Source organism: Dorea longicatena (assembly GCF_024168045.1).
Taxonomy (GTDB): domain Bacteria; phylum Bacillota; class Clostridia; order Lachnospirales; family Lachnospiraceae; genus Dorea_A.
On the sequence record NZ_CP100126.1, the window covers coordinates 155,849 to 178,620 of the forward strand.

Sequence of the window (22,772 nt, forward strand, 5' to 3'; positions counted from 1 at the left end):
CGAATCCGGAATGAGAAATGAAAATGCAGACAATGAAAGAAAAAAACATCACCGCGGAAGAAGGCGGAAGAAAAAAGGGAATATAATCGCCAATGTGATTCTTGTGATCGCACTGATCGTATTCTGCGTGTCGGGCTTTCAACTGTTTAAGATCGGAAAAGGTTATCTGGATGGAAGAAGTGAGTATGATAAAGTGCGGAAACTTGCGGTGACGGATGATAAGAATAAAAATGATAAAGATAAAAATCATAGTGAAGACGGAGATGATGCATTCTCTGTTGATTTTCAAAAACTGCTGGAGATCAATCCGGATACGATCGCATGGATCAGATTCCCGGATGAGCCGAGTCAGATCAATTATCCTGTTGTTCAGGGAACGGATAACAGTAAATATCTGAAGAAAACATTTTCGTCTAACGAAAATACGCTGGGAGCAATCTTCCTGAATGTTGACAATCAAAAGGATTTTTCGGATAAAAACTCTGTAATATATGGACATAGAATGCGGGACGGTTCGATGTTCCGTCACCTGCAGGATTATGATACCCGTGAATTCTGGAAGAATAATCCATATTTTTACATATATACCGTTGATGGAAGAATTCTGAAATATCATATTTATTCGGCAGGACAGGTAGTCGACACTTCAGAATCGTATCAGACAACATTTGAAACAGATGAAGAATATCAGGAATTTTTGAATATGACGCAGAGTACTTCTCTGTATAATACCGGCGTGGAAGTGACAACGGCAGATACGATCGTTACATTGTCGACCTGTACCAGTGCCAGTGATAATCACCGGTTTGTTGTAAGAGGGGTAAAAGAGGAGGAGACGAAACAGTGATGAAGAAAGAATATACCTATGAAGTAGGAGATGTGGTAACAATGAAAAAGCCGCATCCATGTGGAAGTAAAGAATGGGAGATACTAAGGGTTGGAGCAGATTTCCGACTGAAATGTATGGGATGCGGACATCAGATCATGATCGCCCGTAAATTGGTAGAAAAAAATACAAAAGATTTGAAGAAAAAGGCTTGAAAGAACCGAGACTTTATGGTAATATAAGAACTCGTGATACAATAATTCTGTCCTAAAATAGAGACAGAAATCCTTGCTCCCACATAAGATGAGCGGGGGCCAAAAGACCAGAAGGAGGTGCAAGACGACATGAACAAATATGAATTAGCTGTTGTTGTCAGTGCAAAAATCGAAGACGACGAAAGAGCTCAGGTAATCGAAAAGGTGAAAGCATTAGTTGAACGTTTCGGTGGACAGATCTCTGACGTTGATGAATGGGGTAAGAAGAGATTAGCTTACGAGATTCAGAAGATGAAAGAAGCATACTACTATTTCATCCACTTCGAGTCTGATGCTGAGACTCCAAGCGAAATCGAGCAGAGAATTCGCATTATGGACAACGTTATCAGATTTTTATGCGTTAGACAGGATGCATAAGCAGGAAGTAGAGGTATAATATGAATAAAGTAATTTTGATGGGACGCTTGACAAGAGATCCTGAGGTAAGATATTCACAGGGTGAGAATTCTACAGCGATCGCAAGATATACATTAGCTGTAGACCGCAGATTCAGACGTAACAACGACGGAGAGCAGACAGCTGACTTTATCGGATGCGTAGCTTTCGGAAGAAGTGCAGAATTTGCTGAGAAATATTTCCGTCAGGGACTGAAGGTTATCGTAACCGGACGTATTCAGACAGGAAGCTATACCAATAAAGAAGGTCAGAAAGTATACACAACAGATGTTGTTGTAGAAGATCAGGAATTTGCTGAAAGCAAGGCAGTAAGCGACGCAAATGCAGGAAGTTTCCGTGCGGCAGCTCCATCACCGGCTCCGGCACCAGCCACACCAGTATCTGATGCAGGTGACGGCTTCATGAACATTCCGGATGGAATTGATGAGGAATTACCTTTTAATTAGGCAATGGTACCATGCTGTGGTACTTGCCGCATTTCATTTTGTTGAAAGGAGAAACCAAAATGGCTTACGATAAAGGAAATCGTCCAGAAGGCGGCTTCAAGAGAAGAGGCGGCGGACGCAGAAGAAAAAAAGTTTGCGTATTCTGTGGAAAAGAGAATAACGAGATCGATTACAAGGATACAGCAAAATTAAGAAAGTACATCTCTGAAAGAGGAAAAATTCTTCCTAGAAGAATTACTGGAAACTGCGCTAAGCACCAGAGAGCTCTTACAGTAGCAATCAAGAGAGCACGTCACATCGCTCTTATGCCATACGTACAGGACTAATATTGAATGTTGAAAACCGTCAGTGCATTGCACTGGCGGTTTTTTTGTGTAAAGAATGCTGTCACGATTGGTTTATTTTTTTGTACGTTTGTCTCTTTGATTTTATACAATCTTGTTTTTCTGCGGTATATTTGCTAGATTGAGATAGAAGCCATTAACTATGCAACAGGAGTCGGCATATGGAAGTTCGGTTGATAGAAAACAAAGAGTTATTAGAATCAGTAGAGCTGTTTAAAATTGAAAATCTGTTATGGGGAACAGAGAAGATTGCAAAAACTTATGGGTATATTGGATTCGTTCCGGGGGAAGGATTATATATCAAACTTGTGTGTGTGGAGAAGAATCCTCTCCGGATTTATAAAAAAGATCAGGATCCGGTTTACAAGGACAGCGCTATGGAGGCTTTTTTTCAATTTAAAGGAAATGATACGGCAGCAGATGATATTTATCTTAACTTCGAAATGAATGCAAATGGTGCACTTCTTGCATGCTATGGAAAGAATAAGATGAACCGGATACCATTTACGCCGGATCAGATACGGAAGATGAAATGTAGCGCAGAAATACAGGAAGAGCAATGGAATGTGAATCTTGCGCTTCCGATAGAAATACTGGAACAGGTATACGGGAAATTGAATTTACAGGAAGGATCCGATTTCCGCTGCAATTTTTATAAAATTTGTGAAACAAAGGAATACGAACATTATGCAGCGTACAGATGCGTAGAAAGCGAACAGCCGAATTTTCATCTGCCGGAGTATTTTGAAAATGCAGTAATTTTGAAAAGAAAGTAACAAATACAATTGGGAGGTTGTACTTATGAAAATTTACAAAGCAAAAGATTACAAGGACATGAGCAGGAAAGCAGCGAATATCATCTCTGCACAGGTGATCATGAAACCAAACTGTGTACTGGGACTGGCAACAGGATCTACGCCAATCGGAACGTATGATCAGCTGGTTGAATGGTATAACAAGGGAGATCTGGATTTCTCGGAGGTTACGACAGTAAATCTGGATGAATACAAGGGATTGCCACGTACGAATGATCAGAGCTATTATTACTTTATGCATCAACATCTGTTTGACCGTGTGAATATTGATCCGGAACGGACAAATGTTCCGAACGGAATGGAGCCGGATGCGGAAAAAGAATGTGGAAGATATGAAGAACTGATCCGTTCACTGGGCGGTGTGGATCTTCAGCTGCTCGGACTCGGACATAACGGACATATCGGTTTCAATGAGCCGGGAGAAGCATTTGAAAAGGAAACACATTGTGTAGATCTGACAGAGAGTACGATTGAGGCAAATAAGAGATTCTTCGCGTCTGCCGACGATGTGCCAAAACAGGCATATACGATGGGAATTAAGACAATCATGCAGGCAAAGAAGATCCTGATAGTAGTGAACGGAGAAAACAAGGCAGATATCGTAGAGCGTGCTTTCTTCGGCCCGGTCACACCGGAAGTGCCGGCTTCTATTCTCCAGCTGCATAATGATGTGACGTTGGTTGGGGATGAGGCAGCGCTTGCTAAAATTGGGATTTAATTTATTAACTGGGGAAGTGGCCTCTCAGTCCTTGAAGGAAACAATAGATAAGGCTTCTTGTTCAGGTTCCATACCATAAGAAACACTAAGAGAGTCAGAACCACCTAAAAGCAAAGGAACTACGCTCAAACTCGGCATTCGCCTCAAACACGTTCGCTTCGTTCCTTTAACGGTGCTTCTGACTCTCTAATTGTTTCTAACGGCATTCCACATTCACAATAATCCTTATCTATTGTTTCCTTCAAGTCGTGACTGGCAGCGAATGTTAATAAATAAAATGCCCGGAAGTGTAACCCAGTGGAGACCACCACAGTTACGCAATTGCCATTTCATTCGTAAGGCATTTGATACACACGGAATAAAACTTGGAAAGGTGTTCCAGTGAATGTGAAAGAGGCGTTGGTAATTCTTAAGGGGTAAAATTCTGCGTTAGGTTTTCAAAATTTGACTGTCTGAGGCGTATGCCGAGTTTCAAATTTTGAAAGCCTGCTTTTAGCAGAATTTTGCCCCTTTAGAATTGACCCGCCGATGGAACCTGAACAGGAACACCTTTCCAAGCTTTATTCCGGTTCGGGTATCCACAGCCTTCCTGAATTAAATCCCAAGAAAAATTATTTGAATTCCCCCTCCGCCATAGCCTTGATCGAAGATGCATACTCCGAAGGAGTCATTCCGGACACTTTTTTGAATTGTCTGGAAAAATAATGGATGGAGGTATACCCAAGGTGTTCTGCAACCTGGGTAAAATTTAATTGCTTGGTACGTATTAATTCTTTTGCAGCATTGATCTTCAGCATTGAAAAATATTCAATGATTCCAAGATCACAATGTTCTTTGAAAATCTTCTGGAGCTGTGAACGTCCAATCAGATTGTCTTTGCAGATCTGATCGATGGTAACATGCGTATTCAGATGACTTTCCAGGTAGTCGGTAACACGATTGAAAACTTCGGCATCGCTTTTACTTTTTGTAGCTTTTGGGGCATCTACTTTTGAAAGCTTTTTCTGAAGCACGACAGGATTGGAATAGCGGCGGATCAGGTGGATCAGAAAATGTTCCAGATAGAGTCTGATCATCTGCTGAGATCCAAATGTATTAGAATCTTTTAAAGGCATATTCTGTAGATAAGGATCATCCAGTCTGCAGTCAAAACAGCGTCTGGCCTCTATTATAACGTTGGCAAGCAGATTACGCTCTATCTCATCAATCCGCAAGATTCTGTCATTGAAAAAGTACATGGCATCATCATGGCATTCAAAAGAAATAACAACCAGATTGGGTGCAATATTGCCGGTCGCTTTAACATTATGAAATTCATTGGGCTTGTGAAAAACAAGATCTCCTTTTTTTAATATCATATGCGTTTTTTCTCTGGTTACATCAACTTCGCCTTTGTCGACACAGACAAACTCCCAGAAGTTGTGAGATTCTCCTTCAAAGCTGAAATCACTCATATATTCAAAATAATGAATACTGAAGATTCGTCCTAAAGTAATAGAATTATGTAAATCCACTCCGTAGTATGCCATGCTTATTCTCCTTTGCGTATATGTTTTACAGTATATTTTACAAATAAAGACGAGTCTGCGAAAATAATATTTTGTAAAATCTACACAATATGATACAATAAATTTGTTCGAAAATCAAACAACTAATGCAGATAGTGCAAATTTAGAGTTCTATAAGACAAAGATTTTTGTGCAAATTTGTATTAGAATAGATTTAACAACAAACGATACGAAATAGGAGGAAACGTGTTATGAAAAAGAAAATTGTGAGCGCACTTCTGTGCGTGGCAATGGCAGCTTCACTGGTTGTAGGATGCGGAAGTAAATCAGGTTCAGACAGTGGAAGCAGCAAAGGTGGGGACAAACTTGTATACTGGGCTATGTGGAGTGAGGATGAACCACAGGCAAAGGTTATCAAGGAAGCTATCAGTAAGTATGAAAAAGATACTGGTGTTAAGGTTGATGTACAGTTCAAGGGACGTACCGGACAGAGAGAGGGACTTGAGCCGGCTTTGAGCGCAAAACAGCAGATTGATTTGTTTGATGAAGATGTTAACCGTGTAAACGGAAGTTGGGGAAAATACTTATTAGATCTGGAAGATATGGCTAAGGATTATGAATCTGAGCACGGCAATGAGACATTGTTCAAGATTGCACGTAACGCATATGGTCAGACACACGATGGAGATGATGCATTACACAGCATTCCATATCAGCCATCTATCTTTGGTTTCTTCTACAATAAGACATTATTTACAAAAGCAGGAATCGAATCCGTACCAACTACATGGGAAGAATTAGATGCAGCTTGTGCAAAATTAAAAGAAGCAGGAATAACACCAATTACAGCAGATGATGCTTATCTGACATCATTTATCGGATATCATTTTGCAAGATATATCGGACAGGATGGAGTAAAATCTCTGGTAACGGGAGAAGAATACAATGGCGAATCTGTAACATGGGATGATGAAAAAGTTAAAGCAGCAGCAGAAAGTTTTGCTGATTTCGCTAAGAAAGGTTATTTCTCAAAAAATATCGCAACAAACAAATATCCAGCAGGACAGAATCAGGAATTCGCTCCTGGTGATGCAGCAATCGTTATCTGTGGATCATGGCTTCCAAATGAAGCAAAAGATTCTGTAGCAGATGATCTTGAATGGGGTTACTTCAATTATCCATCAGTTCCAGACGGAAAAGATGATAATACAGCTAACAACATTGCAAACCAGGTACTTGCAATTAACAAGGATTCTAAGATGGCAGATAAAGCATTCCAGCTTATCGAGTACATTACAACAGGTGAGTATGATAAGAAGATGACAGAAGATGCTCTTTGTATCCCAACTGACAAAGCAAATTCGGATGCATGGCCGACAGAACTCTCAGGAGTAAAAGAAGCATTCGATGCAACAACAACTTTCTATGACTGGGCAGCAGGTGTAGAAAGCAACAATGATATCACACCTGTGCTTCAGGAAAACACACAGAAACTTGCTTCAGGCAAACTGGACGCAGCAGGATTCATCAAAGCAATGAAAGAAGCAGCAGGACAATAAAATCAGACAGTAAAGAAAAGAGACTAGATAGTGATCAATATGGTGGCAGGGCGGTTACTACGCGGCCACCATATTTTAGTAAAAGGAGGCATATACGTGAAGAAGAATAAAAAAATGATCGTTGGGTTTCTTGCCCCGGCAGTAATCATCTTCCTCATAGTATTCCTGTATCCGATTATCAGAACCATTATGATGAGTATGTATAAGATCGAGTCAGTAACGGATACAATGGAATGGTGGACATTTGTTGGATTGGGCAACTACCAGAAGTTGTTTACGACAGCGATCTTTAAAACAGCAATGATGAACATTTTGAAAATATGGGCATTGGGTGGAATCATCGTATTATCGGTGTCCCTGTTATTCGGAGTAATCCTGACAAGTGGAATACGCGGAAAGAAATTCTTCCGTGCAATCATCTATCTTCCGAATATCGTAAGTGCGGTAGCGCTTGCAACCATGTGGCTGCAGTATGTATACAGTTCTAAATTCGGACTTTTAAAGGGCGTTTTGGATTCGCTTGGATTACACAAACTTGCGAAAACTCCATGGCTGGATTCCGATCACAAGTTCTGGGCATTGCTTTTTGCATACTGCTTCGGAATGATTGGATATCATATGTTGATCTGGATGAGCGGAATCGAAAGAATCAGCCCAGATCTTTTTGAGGCGGCAACAATTGACGGTGCGAATAAACCGCAGCAGTTCCGCTATATGACAGTGCCTCTTTTAAAAGGTGTATTTAAAACAAATATTACAATGTGGACAGTAAGTACAGCAGCATTCTTTGTATGGTCGCAATTATTCTCAACGGTTACGGCAGATAAGGCAACAATCGTACCGGTACAGTATATGTATATGCATACATTTGGCGCAGGTAATGCGGTGACAGAGAGAAATGCAGGATATGGAGCTGCAATCGGTATTATTCTGTGCGTATGTGTAGTGATCGTATTCTCAATCTGTAACAAATTGATCAAAGATGATGACCTTGAATTTTAGAAAGGAGGAGCAGTTATGGAAAAAGAAAAAAAAGTAAGACAGAAAATTAACTGGAAAAAAGAAATGAAACTGGCTCCTGGATATATCGTGATCATCTTGTGGGTTATCTTTACATTTATGCTGCTTGGATGGATTCTTGCAGCGAGTCTTTCGACAACAACTGATATTTTCGCAGGAAAAGCATTAAAGTTCCCTACAGGACTACATTTTGAAAATTATATGCAGGCATGGGGATCTGGTGGTGTGGCAACGTTCTTTATGAACTCAATGTTATATTCTCTGATATCATGTTTCCTGCTGATCCTGATCTGTGCGCCGGCAGCATATGTACTGGCGAGATTCACATTTCTGGGAAATAAAATCATTCAGACAAGTTTTGTATCGGCAATGGGAATTCCGATTACCATGATCGTGCTTCCGCTGTTTAGTATCGTTGCCAATCTTGGAATCTTGAACAGTGTATTTGCCAGCAAAGTAACATTGATCTTTCTGTATATTGGAATCAACATTCCATATACAACAATTTTTCTGCTGACATTCTTCTCGAACCTGTCTCGAACATATGAAGAGGCTGCTGCAATTGATGGCTGTCCTCCAACGAAGACATTCTGGAAGATTATGTTCCCGATGGCTCAGTCGGGAATCGTCACAGTTACGATTTTCAATTTTATCAATATCTGGAATGAATATTTCCTGTCATTGATCTTTGCAAACAACGATACATTACGGCCGGTAGCGGTTGGATTGTACGGAATGCTCCAGTCTATGCAGTATACAGGCAACTGGGCAGGAATGTTTGCAGCAGTTGTTATTGTATTCCTGCCGACCTTTATTCTGTATCTCTTCTTATCAGAGAAGATTATAGGTGGAGTAACGGGAGGAATCAAGGGATAGAGAGAACCTTGTAGTAGAAAGGTGGTGAAGCTGTTATACCATGTAAGGAGGTAGTCATGGTTGACAGCTTCATTTTTATATTAAAGCATACGGGAGAAACTGCCACTGGCAAGTCCTGTGGATTTTATTTGAAGCGAAGAAAGGAAAAATTATGTCAGAATTAAGATTTGAATGGAAAAATATGCTTGCAGCAGATTTGGGAGAAGAGTCATGTGTACCAGATCTTCTTGGAGAACGGATTCTGCAGAATTCGTTAAAGTTTTATTTGGATGAAACAGATGAAATTTATGAAGGATATGGGAAAGTAGCGGATTCTTATCCATACCGTCAGAGGAATAATTACACAAGACAACTGAAAGAAAAGCAAATTCGTACGGCAGTATTGGAAAATGATCAGCTCAAGGCGGTATTTCTTCCGGATTATGGTGGAAGATTATGGGAACTTTGGGATAAAAATGAAAACAGGAATCTGCTTTATACGAATGACGTATTACAGTTCAGTAACCTGGCGGTACGAAATGCCTGGTTTTCGGGAGGCGTGGAATGGAATCTTGGCATTATAGGACATCAGCCGTATACGACAGAACCATTATATGTTGCAGAGACACATACCGATGAAGGAGAACCAGTACTGAGAATGTATGAGTATGAAAGAATCAGAGGGGTAACATGGCAGATGGATTTTTGGCTGGATGATGATTGCTCATATTTGAAATGTAGAATGAGAATAGTGAATGAAAGTACGGAAGTGATTCCGATGTATTGGTGGAGCAATATGGCGGTTCCGGAGTATGAACAGGGACATATAACAGTTCCTGCATCAGAAGCATATGCAGGAACAGGCGTTGAATGTCGTAAAGTATCTTTGCCAGAAGTGGATGGTGTGGATGTTTCGGATTATCAGAAAATTCCACGGAGTATTGATTATTTCTTTAATATCCCGGAAAACGAGCCGAAATATATTGTAAATGTAGATAAAAACGGAAAAGGGCTTTTGCAGTTTTCGACAGGAAGACTGAAAGGAAGAAAACTGTTTTCATGGGGAAGTAATGCAGCATCTGATCACTGGCAGGAGTTTTTGACAAAAGATGCAGGGCGCTATGTAGAAATCCAGGCGGGACTTGGAAAGACACAGTATGGATGTATTCCGATGGCACCACACACTGCGTGGGAATGGATGGAATGTTACGGACCGGCATATTCAGAAGAACTGACTGCAGAGATATATGATAAATCATTTGAAGAAAGAAAAAGATACATAACAGACTATCTGCAAAAAACTCAGCTGATCGGGAAACTGGAAGAAGAATTGAAGAAAACAAAAAAGATGGCATTAACAGAGGCAGAACTGATTACTCCGGGAAGTGGTTATGGTGCATTTCGCAAAGAGTACGCAAGAACGGGTCATTTGAAATTTGTAAAGAAAACGGAAAGTATGGAAAAGTGGGAACATTTTTTTGAGACAGGAGAGCTTCATTGTCCGGACCCAGAGACAGAACCGGATGCATTCTGGAATGGAGAAGAATTTCTGGCTTATCTGAAAAAGACGACGCTGAAACCAGTAGCACCGAATTATGAAAACTGGTATGCATATTATCATCTTGGAATTCTTGAATTCCGAAAAGGAAATGATAAAATTGCAAAAGAAATGTATGAGACATCGTTGAAACTTCAGGAGAACGCATGGGCACTGCATGGACTGGCATGTTTAAGTATTCATGAAGGAAATAAAAATCTTGCGGCATTGTATGCACAAAGAGGAATGGAACTTAAGAGACACTGCCTGTCATATCAGAAAGAAGGACTTAAAATTCTGAGTCAATGCGAAGCATATAGAGCAATTTTACAGCAGTATGCTGTTATGGATGAAGATATGAAATCCATCGGGCGGGTGCAATATTATTATGCACTGGGGCTTGTGAAGACAGGAAGGCTTGAAGAAGCGGATAAATTGCTGAACAGTGAGGAAGGAATTGTGGTTGATGATGTAAGAGAAGGAGAAGACAGTATCCAGGATCTCTGGGAGATCCTGAATCATGAATTGTATCAGGACAGAGCTTCATTGCCGTATCGTTATACTTTTCATGCAAATTAAAGCGGACGCTAATATTTGGGTAGAGGGGATTGCCAGAAGATGAAAAACAGTACATAATAAAATGGCAATTAAACCATATAAATAATGCAAATTAAGAAAATAATAGGATAAAGATTTCTGGAAATAGTTATACTACAATGAATCTAGAAACGAAAGATCCTAAAGACATGGAGGTAATTATAATGAATAAACCAGTATTAGTGATCATGGCAGCAGGAATGGGAAGCAGATACGGAGGTCTGAAGCAGTTAGATCCTGTAGACAATGACGGACATATTATCATGGATTTTTCCATGTATGATGCAAAGAGAGCCGGCTTTGAGAAGGTCGTATTCATAATCAAACACGAGATCGAAGAAGAGTTCAAAGAGCATGTGGGAAAACGTATGGAAAAATACATGGACGTAGCATATGCTTATCAGAATATCGACAACATTCCGGAAGGCTATGAAGTACCGGAAGGACGTGTAAAACCTTGGGGAACAGCACATGCTGTATATAGCTGTATGGATGAGATTGACGGACCGTTCGCAGTGATCAATGCAGATGACTATTATGGAGTAGAAGCATTCAAGCTTATCTATGATTATCTGTCTACACATGCAGATGATGATAAGTACAGATATACAATGGTCGGATATCATCTTGCCAATACGGTAACGGACAACGGATATGTATCCAGAGGTGTATGTGAGACGAATGAGAATGGAGAACTGGTATCCGTAACAGAACGTACCAGAATCGAAAAGTACAACGGCGGCGTTGCATACACAGAAGACGACGGTAATACATGGGTACAGGTACCGGATGATACAACGGTATCTATGAACATGTGGGGATTTACAAAGAGTATCTTAGAAGAGATCAAAGCAGGATTCCCGGCATTTCTTGACAAAGGACTGCAGGAGAATCCTATGAAATGCGAGTATTTCCTGCCAACTGTAGTAAGTAATCTTCTTGCGGAAGACAAAGCAACAGTATCGGTACTGAAATCCGCAGATAAATGGTATGGAGTAACTTATAAAGAAGATAAACCGGTTGTGGTTGCAGCCATTCAGAGAATGAAAGACGAAGGACTGTACCCGCAGCATCTTTGGGAGGGAAAATAAATGAATCCTGTAACACGGGAACAAAGAGATGAAGCGATTGCACATTTTAAATATGAAGGAACATTAGTAAAGGACTGTCCATACGGAAGCGGACACATCAATGATACATTTCTTCTGGTATTCGAGATTGCCGAGATGGGAAGAATCAAAGTCATTCTTCAGAGAATGAATTCTACGGCATTTCCAAAACCGGTAGAAGTCATGGAGAATATCACAGGAGTGACATCATTTCTGAAAAAGAAGATTATAGAAAATGGTGGAGATCCGGAACGTGAGACATTGAATGTGATCCCGGCGGTTGATGGGAAACCATATTACATAGATTCTACGGGAGATTACTGGAGATCCTATAAATTTATTACCGATGCAAGTACCTATGATCTGGTAGAGAAGCCGGAGCAGTTTTATGAAAGTGCGGTGGCATTCGGGAATTTCCAGAGTCTGCTGTCTGACTATCCGGCGGAGACACTGCATGAGACGATAGAAAAGTTCCATGATACGAGAAACCGGTTTGCGCTGTTTAAGAAAGCAGTGGAAGAAGATGTTATGGGAAGAGCAGCTTCTGTAGAGAAAGAGATCCGGTTCGTTCTCGAAAGAGAAGAGATTGCTAATTGTTTTGCAGAAATGCTGGACAGGCATGAGCTTCCACTTCGTGTTACACACAATGATACAAAATTGAATAATGTTATGCTGGACGATAAGACCGGGAAAGGAATCTGTGTGATCGATCTGGACACAGTTATGCCGGGGCTTGCGATGAATGATTTCGGGGATTCCATCCGTTTCGGTGCAAGTACGGCACTTGAGGATGAGACAGACCTTACGAAAGTATCCTGCAGTATGGAATTATTTGAATTGTATACGAAAGGATTTTTAAAAGGATGTGACGGAAAGCTGACAGCTAAGGAGATCGAGCTGATGCCGATGGGCGCAAAGACGATGACATTTGAATGTGGTATGCGTTTCCTTACAGATTATCTGCAGGGAGATAAATATTTCAGGATACACAGAGAAGGTCATAATCTTGACAGATGCCGTACCCAGTTCAAGCTTGTTGAAGATATGGAACAAAAGTGGTATACTATGAACGAAATCGTGAAAAAGTATAGTAACAACTAGGAGGTACTATTGTGGCCAAGAAAATATTAATTACCGGAGGAGCCGGTTATATCGGAAGTCATACGGCACTGGAACTTTTGAATGAAGGATATGAAGTGGTTGTATATGACAATCTTTGTAATTCATCTAAAGAATCTTTAAAAAGGGTAGAAGAGCTTACCGGAAAGACGATTACATTTTATGAAGGGGATGTAATGGATGAAGCTGCATTGAAGGCAATGCTGGAAAAAGAAGGCGTAGATGCGGTTATCCATTGTGCAGCACTGAAAGCAGTCGGAGAATCCGTACAGAAGCCATTAGAGTACTACCGTAATAATATAACAGGAACTCTGACACTGATGGATGTTATGAAACAGACCGGTGTTAAGAATATTGTATTCAGTTCTTCTGCAACTGTATACGGAAGTCCGGAAGAGATGCCGATCACAGAGGAGTGTCCGAAGGGACAGTGCACGAATCCTTATGGATGGACAAAGTCTATGATGGAACAGATCATGACAGATGTACAGAAGGCAAATCCGGATATGAATGTCATCCTGCTTCGTTATTTCAACCCGGTCGGAGCGCATGAAAGCGGACGTATCGGAGAAGATCCAAAGGGAATTCCGAATAATCTGATGCCATACATTTCACAGGTGGCAGTAGGAAAGCTTGAAAAACTGGGTGTGTTCGGGGACGATTATGATACACCGGACGGAACAGGAGTCCGTGATTATATTCATGTAGTGGACCTTGCAAAAGGACATGTGAAAGCAATTGATTATATCTTCAGCAATCCTGGACTTGACGTGATCAATCTTGGAACAGGTGTGGGATATTCCGTACTTGATATGGTAAAAGCATTTGGAAAAGCATGTGGTAAGGAGATTCCTTACGAGATCAAGCCGAGAAGAGCAGGAGATATCGCAATGTGTTATGCAGATCCTGCAAAAGCAGCGAAAGTTCTTGGATGGAAAGCAGAAAAAGGTCTGGACGAGATGTGCGCAGACACATGGAGATGGCAGTCACAGAATCCTAACGGATATGAAGCATAAATGAAAAAGGAACTTAAGAAATAAAAACATAGAAAGATGGGGAACACTTAACAGAACGTTAAGATTTCCCATCTTTCTTTTTATGATAAGAAATGGTATAATCATCACGTATGTAAAGTGTAGTGTGAGATGCCATCGGCATTTTGTAGTGCAAAAGTAGTGAGTAAGACTCACGAACAGAGGCGAGAATCATGGAAAAAAAGAATGAAAATGGAAAGGTGCAGCTGAAAGGCCAGTTGAAGCTTTATATTCAGTGGCCGGCAATCATGGCATTGCTCCTGATCGCAATGGATCTGTGGGTGTATAAGATGGATCACAGAGCGGGAATCCTGATGGCCGTATTCGTGCTGATATATATCATCATGGTAGGCGGACTGTATTTTTACAGTAAGAATATCATCATGAAGGATCTCGTGGAATTTGCTGCACAGTATGGCATTGTCCAGAATACGCTGCTGAGGGAACTGTCGATTCCCTATGCAATCCTGTTAGATGATGGGAAAGCAGTCTGGATGAATGACGAATTCGAAGCAATTCTGGGCGGAAAGCCAAAAGGAGAAGCTTACATCAGTAAATACATTCCGGAATTGAACCGGAGTATATTTCCAAAAGAGGATCAGCAGAAGGTCACGATGGAAGTATATTATGATGATAAGGAATACCAGGCAGAACTGCGCAGAGTATCGGTAGAGGGATTCAGCGATACGGAACAGCTTATGGAATTGCCAAAGGAGAAGGAATATTTCATTGCGGTATATCTTCAGGATGTTACAGAACTGAACCGTACGATTAGGGAAAATGAAGAACAGAGAATGGTTGCAGGCCTGGTATACATTGATAACTACGATGAAGTGATCGACAGTGTGGAAGAGGTCAGACAGTCACTTCTGATGGCTCTGGTAGACCGTAAGATCAATCAGTATATTGCAAAAGTTGACGGAATCGTCAAGAAGCTGGAGAATGATAAGTATTTCATTATCATCCGAAAGTCTTATTTTAAACAGCTGGAAGAAGATAAGTTCTCCCTGCTGGATGATGTAAAGTCCGTAAATATCGGAAATGGGATTCCGGCAACACTTAGTATCGGTCTGGGACTGAGTTCCGATTCTTATGCACAGAGTTATAACTATGCGCGTGTAGCGATCGATCTCGCACTTGCAAGAGGCGGCGACCAGGCTGTGATCAAGGATTGTCACGGTGTTACCTATTATGGCGGAAAGCGAGAACAGACAGCGAAGAATACCCGTGTAAAGGCGCGTGTAAAAGCCGAGGCACTGCGTGAATTTATCACGGTCAAAGATAAGATATTCGTTATGGGGCATAAGCTGACAGATGTGGATGCGTTCGGTGCGGCAATGGGAATCTATCGTGCGGCACTGGCACTGGAGAAACGTGCTTATATTGTGATCAATGAAGTGTCAGCATCGCTCAGGCCTTTATATGAATTATTCGAACAAGATCCGGCTTACCCGGATGATCTGTTTTTGACATCGTCACAGGCGATGAATATGGCAGACGAGAATTCAATGGTAGTCGTTGTAGATACGAACCGTCCGATGATGACAGAGTGCGAGGACCTTCTGAAGACAACGAAGACGATCGTGGTATTGGATCATCACAGACAGAGCAGTGACAATATTGATAATGCGCTGTTATCTTATATTGAGCCATATGCCTCATCGGCTTGTGAGATGGTATCAGAGGTATTGCAGTATATTGTAGATGGGATCAAGATCCCGAAGATTGAGGCGAGCAGCCTGTATGCCGGCATCATGATCGATACCAACAACTTTGTGAACAGTACCGGAGTCCGTACTTTTGAAGCGGCAGCATTCCTGAGAAGGTCCGGTGCAGATATTACGCTGGTAAGAAAGTTGTTCCGTGACGATATGGAATCTTACAGGGCAAAAGCGGAGATCATCAGCAGTGCAGAAGTGTACCGTAACAAATTTGCCATTGCAAGGGGTGTGGATCTTCACATTGAAAGCCCGACGATCATCGGGGCACAGGCGGCAAATGAATTATTGGACATCAGTGCGATCAAGGCATCATTTGTATTAACAGAATATAATGGAAGAATATACGTCAGCGCACGTTCGATCGATGAAGTTAACGTACAGATCATCATGGAACGTCTGGGCGGAGGCGGTCATATGAACGCTTCAGGTGCACAGTTTAACCATACTGATATGGATGAAGCGGTAGCCTGCTTAAAACAGGTGATTGACGAAATGATAGAAGGAGGAGACTTGTAATGAAAGTTATTTTGACAGAAGACGTAAAGTCACTTGGTAAAAAGGGAGAGATCGTAAACGTCAGCGACGGATACGCAAGAAACTTCATCTTAAAGAAAAATAAAGGTGTAGAAGCTAACGGAAAGAATTTAAATGACCTGAAATTAAAGAAAGCGAACGATGACAAGATCGCTCAGCAGCAGTATGAAGATGCCCAGGAACTTGGCGGAAAGATCGAAGCAGGAAAGATTGAAGTTGCGATCAAGATGGGTGAAGGCGGCAGAGCGTTCGGCTCTGTATCTTCAAAGGAGATTGCAGAAGAAGTCAAAAAACAGATGGATCTTACGATTGACAAGAAGAAAGTTCAGTTAAAAGAAGCGATCAGAACACTGGGAACACATATGGTTCCGGTTAAGCTGCATCCAAAGGTAACGGCTGAGCTGAAAGTTGTTGTAAAAGAAGAAGCATAGGAGGAATTCAGGCGTGGAAGAAGCACTCATCAAACGAGTCATGCCACACAGCATCGAAGCAGAACAGTCTGTTGTCGGCGCCATGCTTATGGATAAAGATGCCATCACCACTGCAGGAGAAATCATCAGTGGTGATGATTTTTATCAGGCGTCATATGGAGTGATCTTTGATTCGATGATCGAACTATTCAATGAAGGAAAACCGGTCGATCTGATTACTTTGCAGGAACGACTGAAGGAAAAAGATGTACCGGCAGAGATTGCCAGTCTGGAATTTGTCAGAGACCTGGTGACAGCAGTGCCGACTTCTGCGAATGTGAAATATTATGCACAGATCGTGGCAGACAAATCTGTGATGCGTAAGATGATCAAATTGAATGAAGAGATTGAAAATATGTGCTATGCCGGAAAAGAACCTCTGGAGTCTATCATGGAGCAGACCGAGAAATCCATGTTCCAGTTATTACAGAGACGAACGACCGGCGAATATGTTCCAATCAAGCAGGTGGTCTTGAATGCGCTGGATAAGATTGAAAAGGCATCTAAGAGTAAGGGAACCGTTACAGGAATCCCGACCGGATTCATCGATCTGGATTATAAACTGTCCGGCTTCCAGCCGTCAGATTTTATCCTGATCGCGGCGCGTCCGTCCATGGGTAAGACGGCATTTGTCCTGAACATCGCACAGTATATGGCGTTCAAGAAGAATAAAGCGGTTGCCATCTTCAGTCTTGAGATGTCAAAGGAACAACTGGTAAACCGACTGTTCTCACTGGAATCACAGGTAGATGCACAGTCACTCAGAACCGGTAATATGAAAGATTCCGACTGGGAGAAACTGATTGAAGGAGCAGGTGTGATCGGTCAGTCGAAACTGATCATTGATGATACACCGGGTATCTCCATCTCGGAATTAAGATCAAAGTGCAGGAAATACAAGCTGGAGCACGGACTGGATATCATCATCATCGACTACTTACAGTTAATGACCGGAAGTGTAGGAAAGAGTTCCGAATCCAGACAGCAGGAAGTCTCAGACATTTCCCGTCAGTTAAAGGGACTTGCCAGAGAGCTGAATGTGCCGGTTGTATCGCTGTCACAGTTAAGCCGTGCGGTAGAAAGCCGGCCGGACAAGCGGCCGATGCTTTCTGATCTCCGTGAATCCGGAGCCATTGAGCAGGATGCGGATGTGGTAATGTTTATCTACAGGGATGAATACTATAACAAAGATTCAGAGTTCAAAAAACAGGCAGAAATCATTATCGCAAAACAAAGAAACGGTCCGGTAGGGACCGTTAATCTGGCCTGGTTAGGTGAGTACACAAAGTTTGCGAACCTAAGCAGACAGGAAGATTCGTTTTAGTTTTTTTACTGGACCGGCATCGGCCGAAGCTTTCCGGAAGGATTGCTGCTGGCGGATCAGCTGGTCCAGTTTTTTGAATTCCAGCTCTTCCTGGCGTTCTTTTGCATCCAGAAGAAATGTCATCTCCTGGCTGAACATGTTGAGAAGCACTTCGTTGTTATTCTGCAGCATACGTTTTAACTGAAGCTGTTCCCTGGTTCGTCTGATATCCGGGATCAGGGCTTTGAGATCGGAAAGGGAGACACCCTGTTCGTAGAGATCCCTGATACATGCATACAGTCTGGCATCATCTTTGGTCTCGCGTTTGATCTGTTCTAAAGTATTCAAAGCATTGGTATGATTTCCCACATTAGATACCCCCTTATATTATAATACTTGTCCCTTATGGGTAAATGTATCATAGCACAGTGGAAAGCACCGATTTCGTCAGAATCCGTCGAGGGAAACAAAAATGTTGAAAAATGCGCAGTACATAAATACTGCGCATGAGTTTGTCTGAATATGCAAAAGAACCTGCTGTTGGCAGGTTCTTTGTATATGCTTCTTATTTCGAATGATTAGCCTTCAGAAATAGCTCCTACTGGACACTGAGCTGCACATGCTCCACAATCTACACAAGCGTCAGCATCAATTTCATAATGCTCTGCTCCCTGAGAAATAGCTCCTACTGGACATTCAGCTTCGCAAGATCCACAGCTTACACATTCATCACCAATTACGTGTGCCATAGTATTATACCCTCCTTTGAGTTTAAATTCTAGACATAAACCAATTCGTTGTCTCTGTCCATATCATAATACAAAAAGCTGAAATAAACAAGTAAATTACATGTTTTTTTGGAAATACATAAAAGTTTAGTCATAACTAACTTGCGTTAGCAGATACTGTTGTGAAAAAGCATATTCGGTGGTGAAAAGAGACGTTCTTTTGAATTTTGGGTAAATCCCGGTTAAAATTAAGAAAAATTTCAATAAAAAATTCAACAAATTTTCACCGTTTTGGTGTATAGTATAGAATGCTGATGAAGTATAAGAAAAATAGAAGTGAAAATAGGAGTAGAATATAATACAGGTAGAAATGATACCGGATATAGGAGAGAGGAAAATGAAAAGAAATCGAATCATTGCTATGCTGCTTGGTATGGCACTGCTTGTATGCGGATGTCAGCAGACACCGAAAGCAACAGATGAAGAGAAGAAGATTGAAGCAGAGAAGAATACAACCAAGACAGAAGAGAAGGAATATCAGGGCAAATTAGACCTGATCAGTCCGGCAGCTTATAATAATACAAACGGACTGAAGCTGAAAAAGGGAGACTACATTTCTATTATAGGAAAGGCGAATGGTACGCAGTATTGGGACGAAGTAAAGAAAGGCGTGACACAGGCTGCAGAGGATCTGAATGCAAGTCTTGGATATACAGGAAAAGACAAGATAAAAGTAACGTATAATGCACCGGATAAAGCAGACAATGTGGATGATCAGGTGAACCTTCTGGATGAAGAATTGGACAGATATCCGGTTGCGGTCGGAATCTCAATTGTAGATCTGCAGGCTTGCCAGGTACAGTTTGATCTCGCAACAGACAGCGAGATCCCGGTTGTCACTTTTGATTCCGGGTCTGATTATCAGGGAGTGGCTGCGGATGTATCAACGGACAATGTAGCTGCAGGAACAGAAGCAGCACAGAGACTGGCAGAAGAGATGGGAGACAGCGGGGAAGCAGTTCTGTTCATTCAGGATTCGAAATCACAGGCTGCTCTTCAGAGAGAAAAAGCGGTGACGGATGAACTGACAGCAAACCATCCGAATATTTCTGTGGTAAATGTATATCACATGGATGAATTGAGCAATATGCAGAAGACAGTATCTGACGAGATCAATGCCGGAACTTACCGTCCAAAAGACAGTGAACTTCCGGATGGACAGCTTACCGGAGAAGATATAGTGGCTGCAGACAGTATTACAGAAGACCAGGTAGTCGATTACATCCTTGCAAACCATCCGAATATCACCGGCTGCTTTGCGGCAAACGGTGATTCTGTGAAACTGGCAGCTGATGGACTGGAAAGAAATAAAATGGAGAAAAAAGTAAAAGTGATCGGTTTTGATGCCAATGATGATGAGATCCAGGATCTGAAAGACGGTACGGTTGATGGATTGATCGTGCAGAATCCATTCGGCATGGGATACGCAACCGTGGTGGCTGCGGCAAGAGCTTCTCTTGATATGGGAAATGAAGCTATAGTGAATACCGGATATACCTGGGTGACAAAAGAGAATCTGAAGACGGATGAAGTGCAGAAGATACTCTATACAAAATAAAAAAGAAAGTCATTTCTGTGAATATGAGCAGAAGTGACTTTCTTTTTTGGAAGATAAGGGATAATTCCCTGTTACATTAGCCTGCAGCTTTCGGAAGTGAAAATGAAAACTCTGTTCCTACTCCTTCCGTACTCACTACAGTGATGTTCTCACCATGTGCCTGCACCGCTTCTTTCACGATCGCAAGTCCAAGACCGGTGCCTTTCTTATCCTTCCCGCGGGAGAGATCACTTTTGTAAAAACGTTCCCAGATTTTTCCGAGTGCCGCCCTTGGAATTCCGATCCCATTATCTTTGACTGCTGTATATACTTTTTCACCGCGGTCTGTTGTTTCGATGGTAATAATAGAATCCGGATCGCTGAATTTAATGGCATTGTCCAGCAGATTGTATAAGACTTGCTGGATTTTACGTTTGTCGGCATTTACATTCAGATGCTTTGTTGCGAAGACCAGTTCAATAGAGATCTTCTTCTGGGTGCAGGCTCCCTCGAAGGATGCCGCCACGTGTTTGATCATCTCGTGGATATCGAATACTTCCCGGTTGAGAAGCAGGTGATTGGTGTCGAATTCATTTAATGTCAGCAGATCATGTGTCAGGTCTGTCAGACGTTCCGTTTCAAATAAGATAATCTTCAGGTACTTCTCATGTAGTTCAGGCGGGATAGTTCCGTCTGTCATAGCTTCTACATACCCTTTGATGGAAGTAAGCGGAGAACGGAAATCGTGGGATACATTTGCCACAAATTTCTTCTGGTAATCTTCCATATCACGAAGCTGTGAAGACATATAGTTCAGTGATGCAGACAGATAACCCATCTCGTCTTCGGTCGTGACCGGAATCTCATACTCCAGATTGCCGGAAGCATACTGTGTTGCAGCTTCGGTGATCTTGTGAAGCGGGCGGTAGACAAGGAAATGGAATGCCAGCAGGATAATGAACGAGAGCAGGAAGATCACGATGAATGTGATATATACACCACGCATCAATATATCCGTCATAGTATCAACGACGGTAGTGTACTGATGGATCATCAGATAACCTTTTGGAAAATACCCGTAAGTCACCGGAACGGTCACAGTGATGACGTCATTGTCGAAATATCCGTGATAATCACCGGTCTGTGAACGGTCACTTCCGGATTCGGCAGGATCAAAATCCTTGATTGTATCCGGAGCGGATGGGTACTCACCGGAATGAGCGGAGGCGATCATGTTACCGTCCCTGGAAACGAACCAGACTGCGGCATCCAGCTGGGTCTCAATCCCGGATAAGATCATCTGTGTATCGGGTTCCTGCAATTCACCGGAAAAATAACCGGGAAGATAGCTGGTGGCAACCATCGTAGCCTCCCGGTACATGCTGTTACTTATACGGTTAAAGATCGGTGTACGGACCAGATTCTCTGTCAGCGTTGCGGCTGTAAAAAGGCTTAAGAATCCGAATATGATATAGATAAATATGAATTTTAAATATAATGTACTTTTCATGATATCTACCCGCTGTTATTTTACTTCAAATTTATAACCGATTCCCCATACGGTGCTGAGACTCCAGCCGTTATGATCCTTGATCTTCTCGCGGAGACGTTTGATATGAACATCTACGGTACGGGTATCGCCGATGTATTCGTAACCCCAGATCTGATCCAGCAGCTGTTCTCTGGTGAAGACCTGATTTGGAGAAGACGCGAGGAAATAAAGAAGTTCCAGTTCTTTCGGAGGCATCTCAACGGTATGTCCGTCAACAATGACAGAATAATTAGTCAGATTGATCTCAATTCCCGGATATTCGACACATTTTCCCTTATCTGCCTGAGGGGTCTCAGGTTTTGAACCAACCTGATAGCGGCGTAAAACAGCTTTTACGCGGGCAACAAGCTCTTTGGCATCGAACGGTTTCATAATATAATCATCTGCGCCTAGTTCAAGACCAAGTACCTTGTCGAATACTTCGCCTTTGGCTGAGAGCATGATGATCGGGGTGTTGGATCTGGTGCGGATCTCACGACAGACCTGATATCCATCGATACCAGGCAGCATAAGATCTAAAAGGACCAGATTCGGTTTGTAAGTATCAAAGGCAATCAGTGCCCGTTCGCCGTCGTGGACCATCATGGTATCAAAGCATTCTTTGGCCAGATATAAAGAGACCAGTTCGGCAATATTTTCATCGTCATCGACGATCAGTATTTTCTGTTTATTCATAGATGTATACGCCTCCCATATGCAGATGCATTTT

At 41.9% G+C, this 22,772-nt stretch carries 23 protein-coding genes; 18 read left to right on the top strand and 5 right to left on the bottom strand.

The genetic code is table 11. From position 1 onward, the window contains the following. Positions 1–10: 10 nt before the first annotated feature. From srtB to nagB, 7 genes are all read left to right on the top strand, one after another. Entirely contained in the window at positions 11–847 is an 837-nt protein-coding gene (gene srtB / locus NKF87_RS00720; RefSeq protein ID WP_253583817.1) for a class B sortase, read from the top strand. Next, positions 847–1,041: a DUF951 domain-containing protein gene (locus NKF87_RS00725; RefSeq protein ID WP_022415154.1), complete on the top strand. Its 195-nt coding sequence runs from the start codon at positions 847–849 to the stop codon at positions 1,039–1,041. The genes srtB and NKF87_RS00725 overlap by 1 nt, the downstream gene beginning before the upstream one ends. 129 nt (positions 1,042–1,170) lie before the next feature. After that, positions 1,171–1,458: a 30S ribosomal protein S6 gene (gene rpsF, locus NKF87_RS00730; protein ID WP_006427704.1), complete on the top strand. Its 288-nt coding sequence runs from the start codon at positions 1,171–1,173 to the stop codon at positions 1,456–1,458. A 20-nt stretch (positions 1,459–1,478) separates the two neighbouring features. Next, positions 1,479–1,943 carry a single-stranded DNA-binding protein gene (locus NKF87_RS00735; protein ID WP_006427703.1) on the top strand — a complete coding sequence of 155 codons (465 nt, stop codon included), beginning with the start codon at positions 1,479–1,481 and terminating at the stop codon, positions 1,941–1,943. Between the two features lie 59 nt (positions 1,944–2,002). After that, a complete protein-coding gene (gene rpsR / locus NKF87_RS00740) occupies positions 2,003–2,269 on the top strand; it encodes a 30S ribosomal protein S18 (protein ID WP_006427702.1) in 267 nt (88 codons plus the stop codon). Between the two features lie 179 nt (positions 2,270–2,448). After that, entirely contained in the window at positions 2,449–3,063 is a 615-nt protein-coding gene (locus NKF87_RS00745) for a carbohydrate-binding family 9-like protein (protein ID WP_195465246.1), read from the top strand. 25 nt (positions 3,064–3,088) lie between these two features. Next, positions 3,089–3,820 carry a glucosamine-6-phosphate deaminase gene (gene nagB, locus NKF87_RS00750; protein ID WP_022415243.1) on the top strand — a complete coding sequence of 244 codons (732 nt, stop codon included), beginning with the start codon at positions 3,089–3,091 and terminating at the stop codon, positions 3,818–3,820. 611 nt (positions 3,821–4,431) lie between these two features. On the opposite strand, the gene NKF87_RS00755 is transcribed toward nagB, so the two are convergent. Next, positions 4,432–5,349: an AraC family transcriptional regulator gene (locus tag NKF87_RS00755; RefSeq protein WP_253583819.1), complete on the bottom strand. Its 918-nt coding sequence runs from the start codon at positions 5,347–5,349 to the stop codon at positions 4,432–4,434. A gap of 230 nt (positions 5,350–5,579) precedes the next feature. Between NKF87_RS00755 and NKF87_RS00760 the strand changes: the two genes are divergently transcribed. From NKF87_RS00760 to dnaB, 10 genes are all read left to right on the top strand, one after another. Beyond that, entirely contained in the window at positions 5,580–6,887 is a 1,308-nt protein-coding gene (locus NKF87_RS00760) for an ABC transporter substrate-binding protein (protein WP_118310074.1), read from the top strand. Between the two features lie 96 nt (positions 6,888–6,983). Further along, the gene (locus NKF87_RS00765) at positions 6,984–7,889 is read left to right on the top strand and encodes a carbohydrate ABC transporter permease (RefSeq protein ID WP_117598385.1); all 906 of its coding nucleotides are present in this window, start codon (positions 6,984–6,986) and stop codon (positions 7,887–7,889) included. A gap of 15 nt (positions 7,890–7,904) precedes the next feature. After that, positions 7,905–8,783 carry a carbohydrate ABC transporter permease gene (locus NKF87_RS00770; protein ID WP_139009999.1) on the top strand — a complete coding sequence of 293 codons (879 nt, stop codon included), beginning with the start codon at positions 7,905–7,907 and terminating at the stop codon, positions 8,781–8,783. A 151-nt stretch (positions 8,784–8,934) separates the two neighbouring features. Continuing rightward, on the top strand, positions 8,935–10,878 hold the full coding sequence (locus NKF87_RS00775) for a DUF5107 domain-containing protein (RefSeq protein ID WP_253583821.1): 1,944 nt from the start codon (positions 8,935–8,937) through the stop codon (positions 10,876–10,878). Positions 10,879–11,060: 182 nt separating this feature from the next. Beyond that, the gene (locus NKF87_RS00780) at positions 11,061–11,987 is read left to right on the top strand and encodes a nucleotidyltransferase family protein (protein WP_117598372.1); all 927 of its coding nucleotides are present in this window, start codon (positions 11,061–11,063) and stop codon (positions 11,985–11,987) included. Beyond that, the gene (locus tag NKF87_RS00785; protein WP_117598371.1) at positions 11,988–13,106 is read left to right on the top strand and encodes a phosphotransferase enzyme family protein; all 1,119 of its coding nucleotides are present in this window, start codon (positions 11,988–11,990) and stop codon (positions 13,104–13,106) included. Positions 13,107–13,117: 11 nt separating this feature from the next. Further along, complete coding sequence (gene galE, locus NKF87_RS00790; protein ID WP_044925843.1) at positions 13,118–14,140, top strand: UDP-glucose 4-epimerase GalE; 1,023 nt, start codon at positions 13,118–13,120, stop codon at positions 14,138–14,140. 191 nt (positions 14,141–14,331) lie between these two features. Continuing rightward, positions 14,332–16,395, top strand: coding sequence for a DHH family phosphoesterase (locus tag NKF87_RS00795; protein WP_028088562.1), 2,064 nt, complete (start codon positions 14,332–14,334; stop codon positions 16,393–16,395). After that, positions 16,395–16,844 (top strand): 50S ribosomal protein L9, encoded by a 450-nt coding sequence (gene rplI / locus NKF87_RS00800; protein ID WP_253583822.1) that lies wholly within the window; start codon positions 16,395–16,397, stop codon positions 16,842–16,844. The genes NKF87_RS00795 and rplI overlap by 1 nt, the downstream gene beginning before the upstream one ends. A gap of 13 nt (positions 16,845–16,857) precedes the next feature. Further along, positions 16,858–18,207, top strand: coding sequence for a replicative DNA helicase (gene dnaB / locus NKF87_RS00805; protein WP_028088560.1), 1,350 nt, complete (start codon positions 16,858–16,860; stop codon positions 18,205–18,207). On the opposite strand, the gene NKF87_RS00810 is transcribed toward dnaB, so the two are convergent. Both NKF87_RS00810 and NKF87_RS00815 read right to left on the bottom strand, forming a co-directional pair. Next, on the bottom strand, positions 18,181–18,555 hold the full coding sequence (locus NKF87_RS00810; RefSeq protein ID WP_028088559.1) for a hypothetical protein: 375 nt from the start codon (positions 18,553–18,555) through the stop codon (positions 18,181–18,183). The genes dnaB and NKF87_RS00810 overlap by 27 nt on opposite strands. Before the next feature lie 209 nt (positions 18,556–18,764). Continuing rightward, the gene (locus tag NKF87_RS00815) at positions 18,765–18,935 is read right to left on the bottom strand and encodes a DUF362 domain-containing protein (RefSeq protein WP_028088558.1); all 171 of its coding nucleotides are present in this window, start codon (positions 18,933–18,935) and stop codon (positions 18,765–18,767) included. 376 nt (positions 18,936–19,311) lie between these two features. Between NKF87_RS00815 and NKF87_RS00820 the strand changes: the two genes are divergently transcribed. After that, positions 19,312–20,532 (top strand): substrate-binding domain-containing protein, encoded by a 1,221-nt coding sequence (locus tag NKF87_RS00820; RefSeq protein ID WP_242998910.1) that lies wholly within the window; start codon positions 19,312–19,314, stop codon positions 20,530–20,532. A 76-nt stretch (positions 20,533–20,608) separates the two neighbouring features. Here the strand turns inward: NKF87_RS00820 and NKF87_RS00825 are convergent, their stop codons facing one another. Together NKF87_RS00825 and NKF87_RS00830 are read right to left on the bottom strand one after the other, a co-directional pair. Further along, positions 20,609–22,021, bottom strand: coding sequence for a sensor histidine kinase (locus NKF87_RS00825; RefSeq protein WP_117598368.1), 1,413 nt, complete (start codon positions 22,019–22,021; stop codon positions 20,609–20,611). Positions 22,022–22,036: 15 nt separating this feature from the next. Then, positions 22,037–22,738: a response regulator transcription factor gene (locus NKF87_RS00830; protein WP_028088555.1), complete on the bottom strand. Its 702-nt coding sequence runs from the start codon at positions 22,736–22,738 to the stop codon at positions 22,037–22,039. Between the last annotated feature and the right edge of the window lie 34 nt (positions 22,739–22,772).

What these genes read in the sequence shown, in the direction of transcription:
- NKF87_RS00785 (WP_117598371.1), top strand. Translation starts at nt 11,988, where the DNA reads ATGAATCCTGTAACACGGGAACAAAGAGATGAAGCGATTGCACATTTT.
- NKF87_RS00725 (WP_022415154.1), top strand. Translation starts at nt 847, where the DNA reads ATGAAGAAAGAATATACCTATGAAGTAGGAGATGTGGTAACAATGAAA.
- NKF87_RS00775 (WP_253583821.1), top strand. Translation starts at nt 8,935, where the DNA reads ATGTCAGAATTAAGATTTGAATGGAAAAATATGCTTGCAGCAGATTTG.
- NKF87_RS00760 (WP_118310074.1), top strand. Translation starts at nt 5,580, where the DNA reads ATGAAAAAGAAAATTGTGAGCGCACTTCTGTGCGTGGCAATGGCAGCT.
- NKF87_RS00780 (WP_117598372.1), top strand. Translation starts at nt 11,061, where the DNA reads ATGAATAAACCAGTATTAGTGATCATGGCAGCAGGAATGGGAAGCAGA.
- NKF87_RS00735 (WP_006427703.1), top strand. Translation starts at nt 1,479, where the DNA reads ATGAATAAAGTAATTTTGATGGGACGCTTGACAAGAGATCCTGAGGTA.
- nagB (WP_022415243.1), top strand. Translation starts at nt 3,089, where the DNA reads ATGAAAATTTACAAAGCAAAAGATTACAAGGACATGAGCAGGAAAGCA.
- NKF87_RS00825 (WP_117598368.1), bottom strand. Translation starts at nt 22,021, where the DNA reads ATGAAAAGTACATTATATTTAAAATTCATATTTATCTATATCATATTC.
- rpsR (WP_006427702.1), top strand. Translation starts at nt 2,003, where the DNA reads ATGGCTTACGATAAAGGAAATCGTCCAGAAGGCGGCTTCAAGAGAAGA.
- NKF87_RS00755 (WP_253583819.1), bottom strand. Translation starts at nt 5,349, where the DNA reads ATGGCATACTACGGAGTGGATTTACATAATTCTATTACTTTAGGACGA.
- rplI (WP_253583822.1), top strand. Translation starts at nt 16,395, where the DNA reads ATGAAAGTTATTTTGACAGAAGACGTAAAGTCACTTGGTAAAAAGGGA.
- rpsF (WP_006427704.1), top strand. Translation starts at nt 1,171, where the DNA reads ATGAACAAATATGAATTAGCTGTTGTTGTCAGTGCAAAAATCGAAGAC.
- NKF87_RS00795 (WP_028088562.1), top strand. Translation starts at nt 14,332, where the DNA reads ATGGAAAAAAAGAATGAAAATGGAAAGGTGCAGCTGAAAGGCCAGTTG.
- NKF87_RS00770 (WP_139009999.1), top strand. Translation starts at nt 7,905, where the DNA reads ATGGAAAAAGAAAAAAAAGTAAGACAGAAAATTAACTGGAAAAAAGAA.
- NKF87_RS00820 (WP_242998910.1), top strand. Translation starts at nt 19,312, where the DNA reads ATGAAAAGAAATCGAATCATTGCTATGCTGCTTGGTATGGCACTGCTT.
- NKF87_RS00815 (WP_028088558.1), bottom strand. Translation starts at nt 18,935, where the DNA reads ATGGCACACGTAATTGGTGATGAATGTGTAAGCTGTGGATCTTGCGAA.
- srtB (WP_253583817.1), top strand. Translation starts at nt 11, where the DNA reads ATGAGAAATGAAAATGCAGACAATGAAAGAAAAAAACATCACCGCGGA.
- NKF87_RS00830 (WP_028088555.1), bottom strand. Translation starts at nt 22,738, where the DNA reads ATGAATAAACAGAAAATACTGATCGTCGATGACGATGAAAATATTGCC.
- NKF87_RS00745 (WP_195465246.1), top strand. Translation starts at nt 2,449, where the DNA reads ATGGAAGTTCGGTTGATAGAAAACAAAGAGTTATTAGAATCAGTAGAG.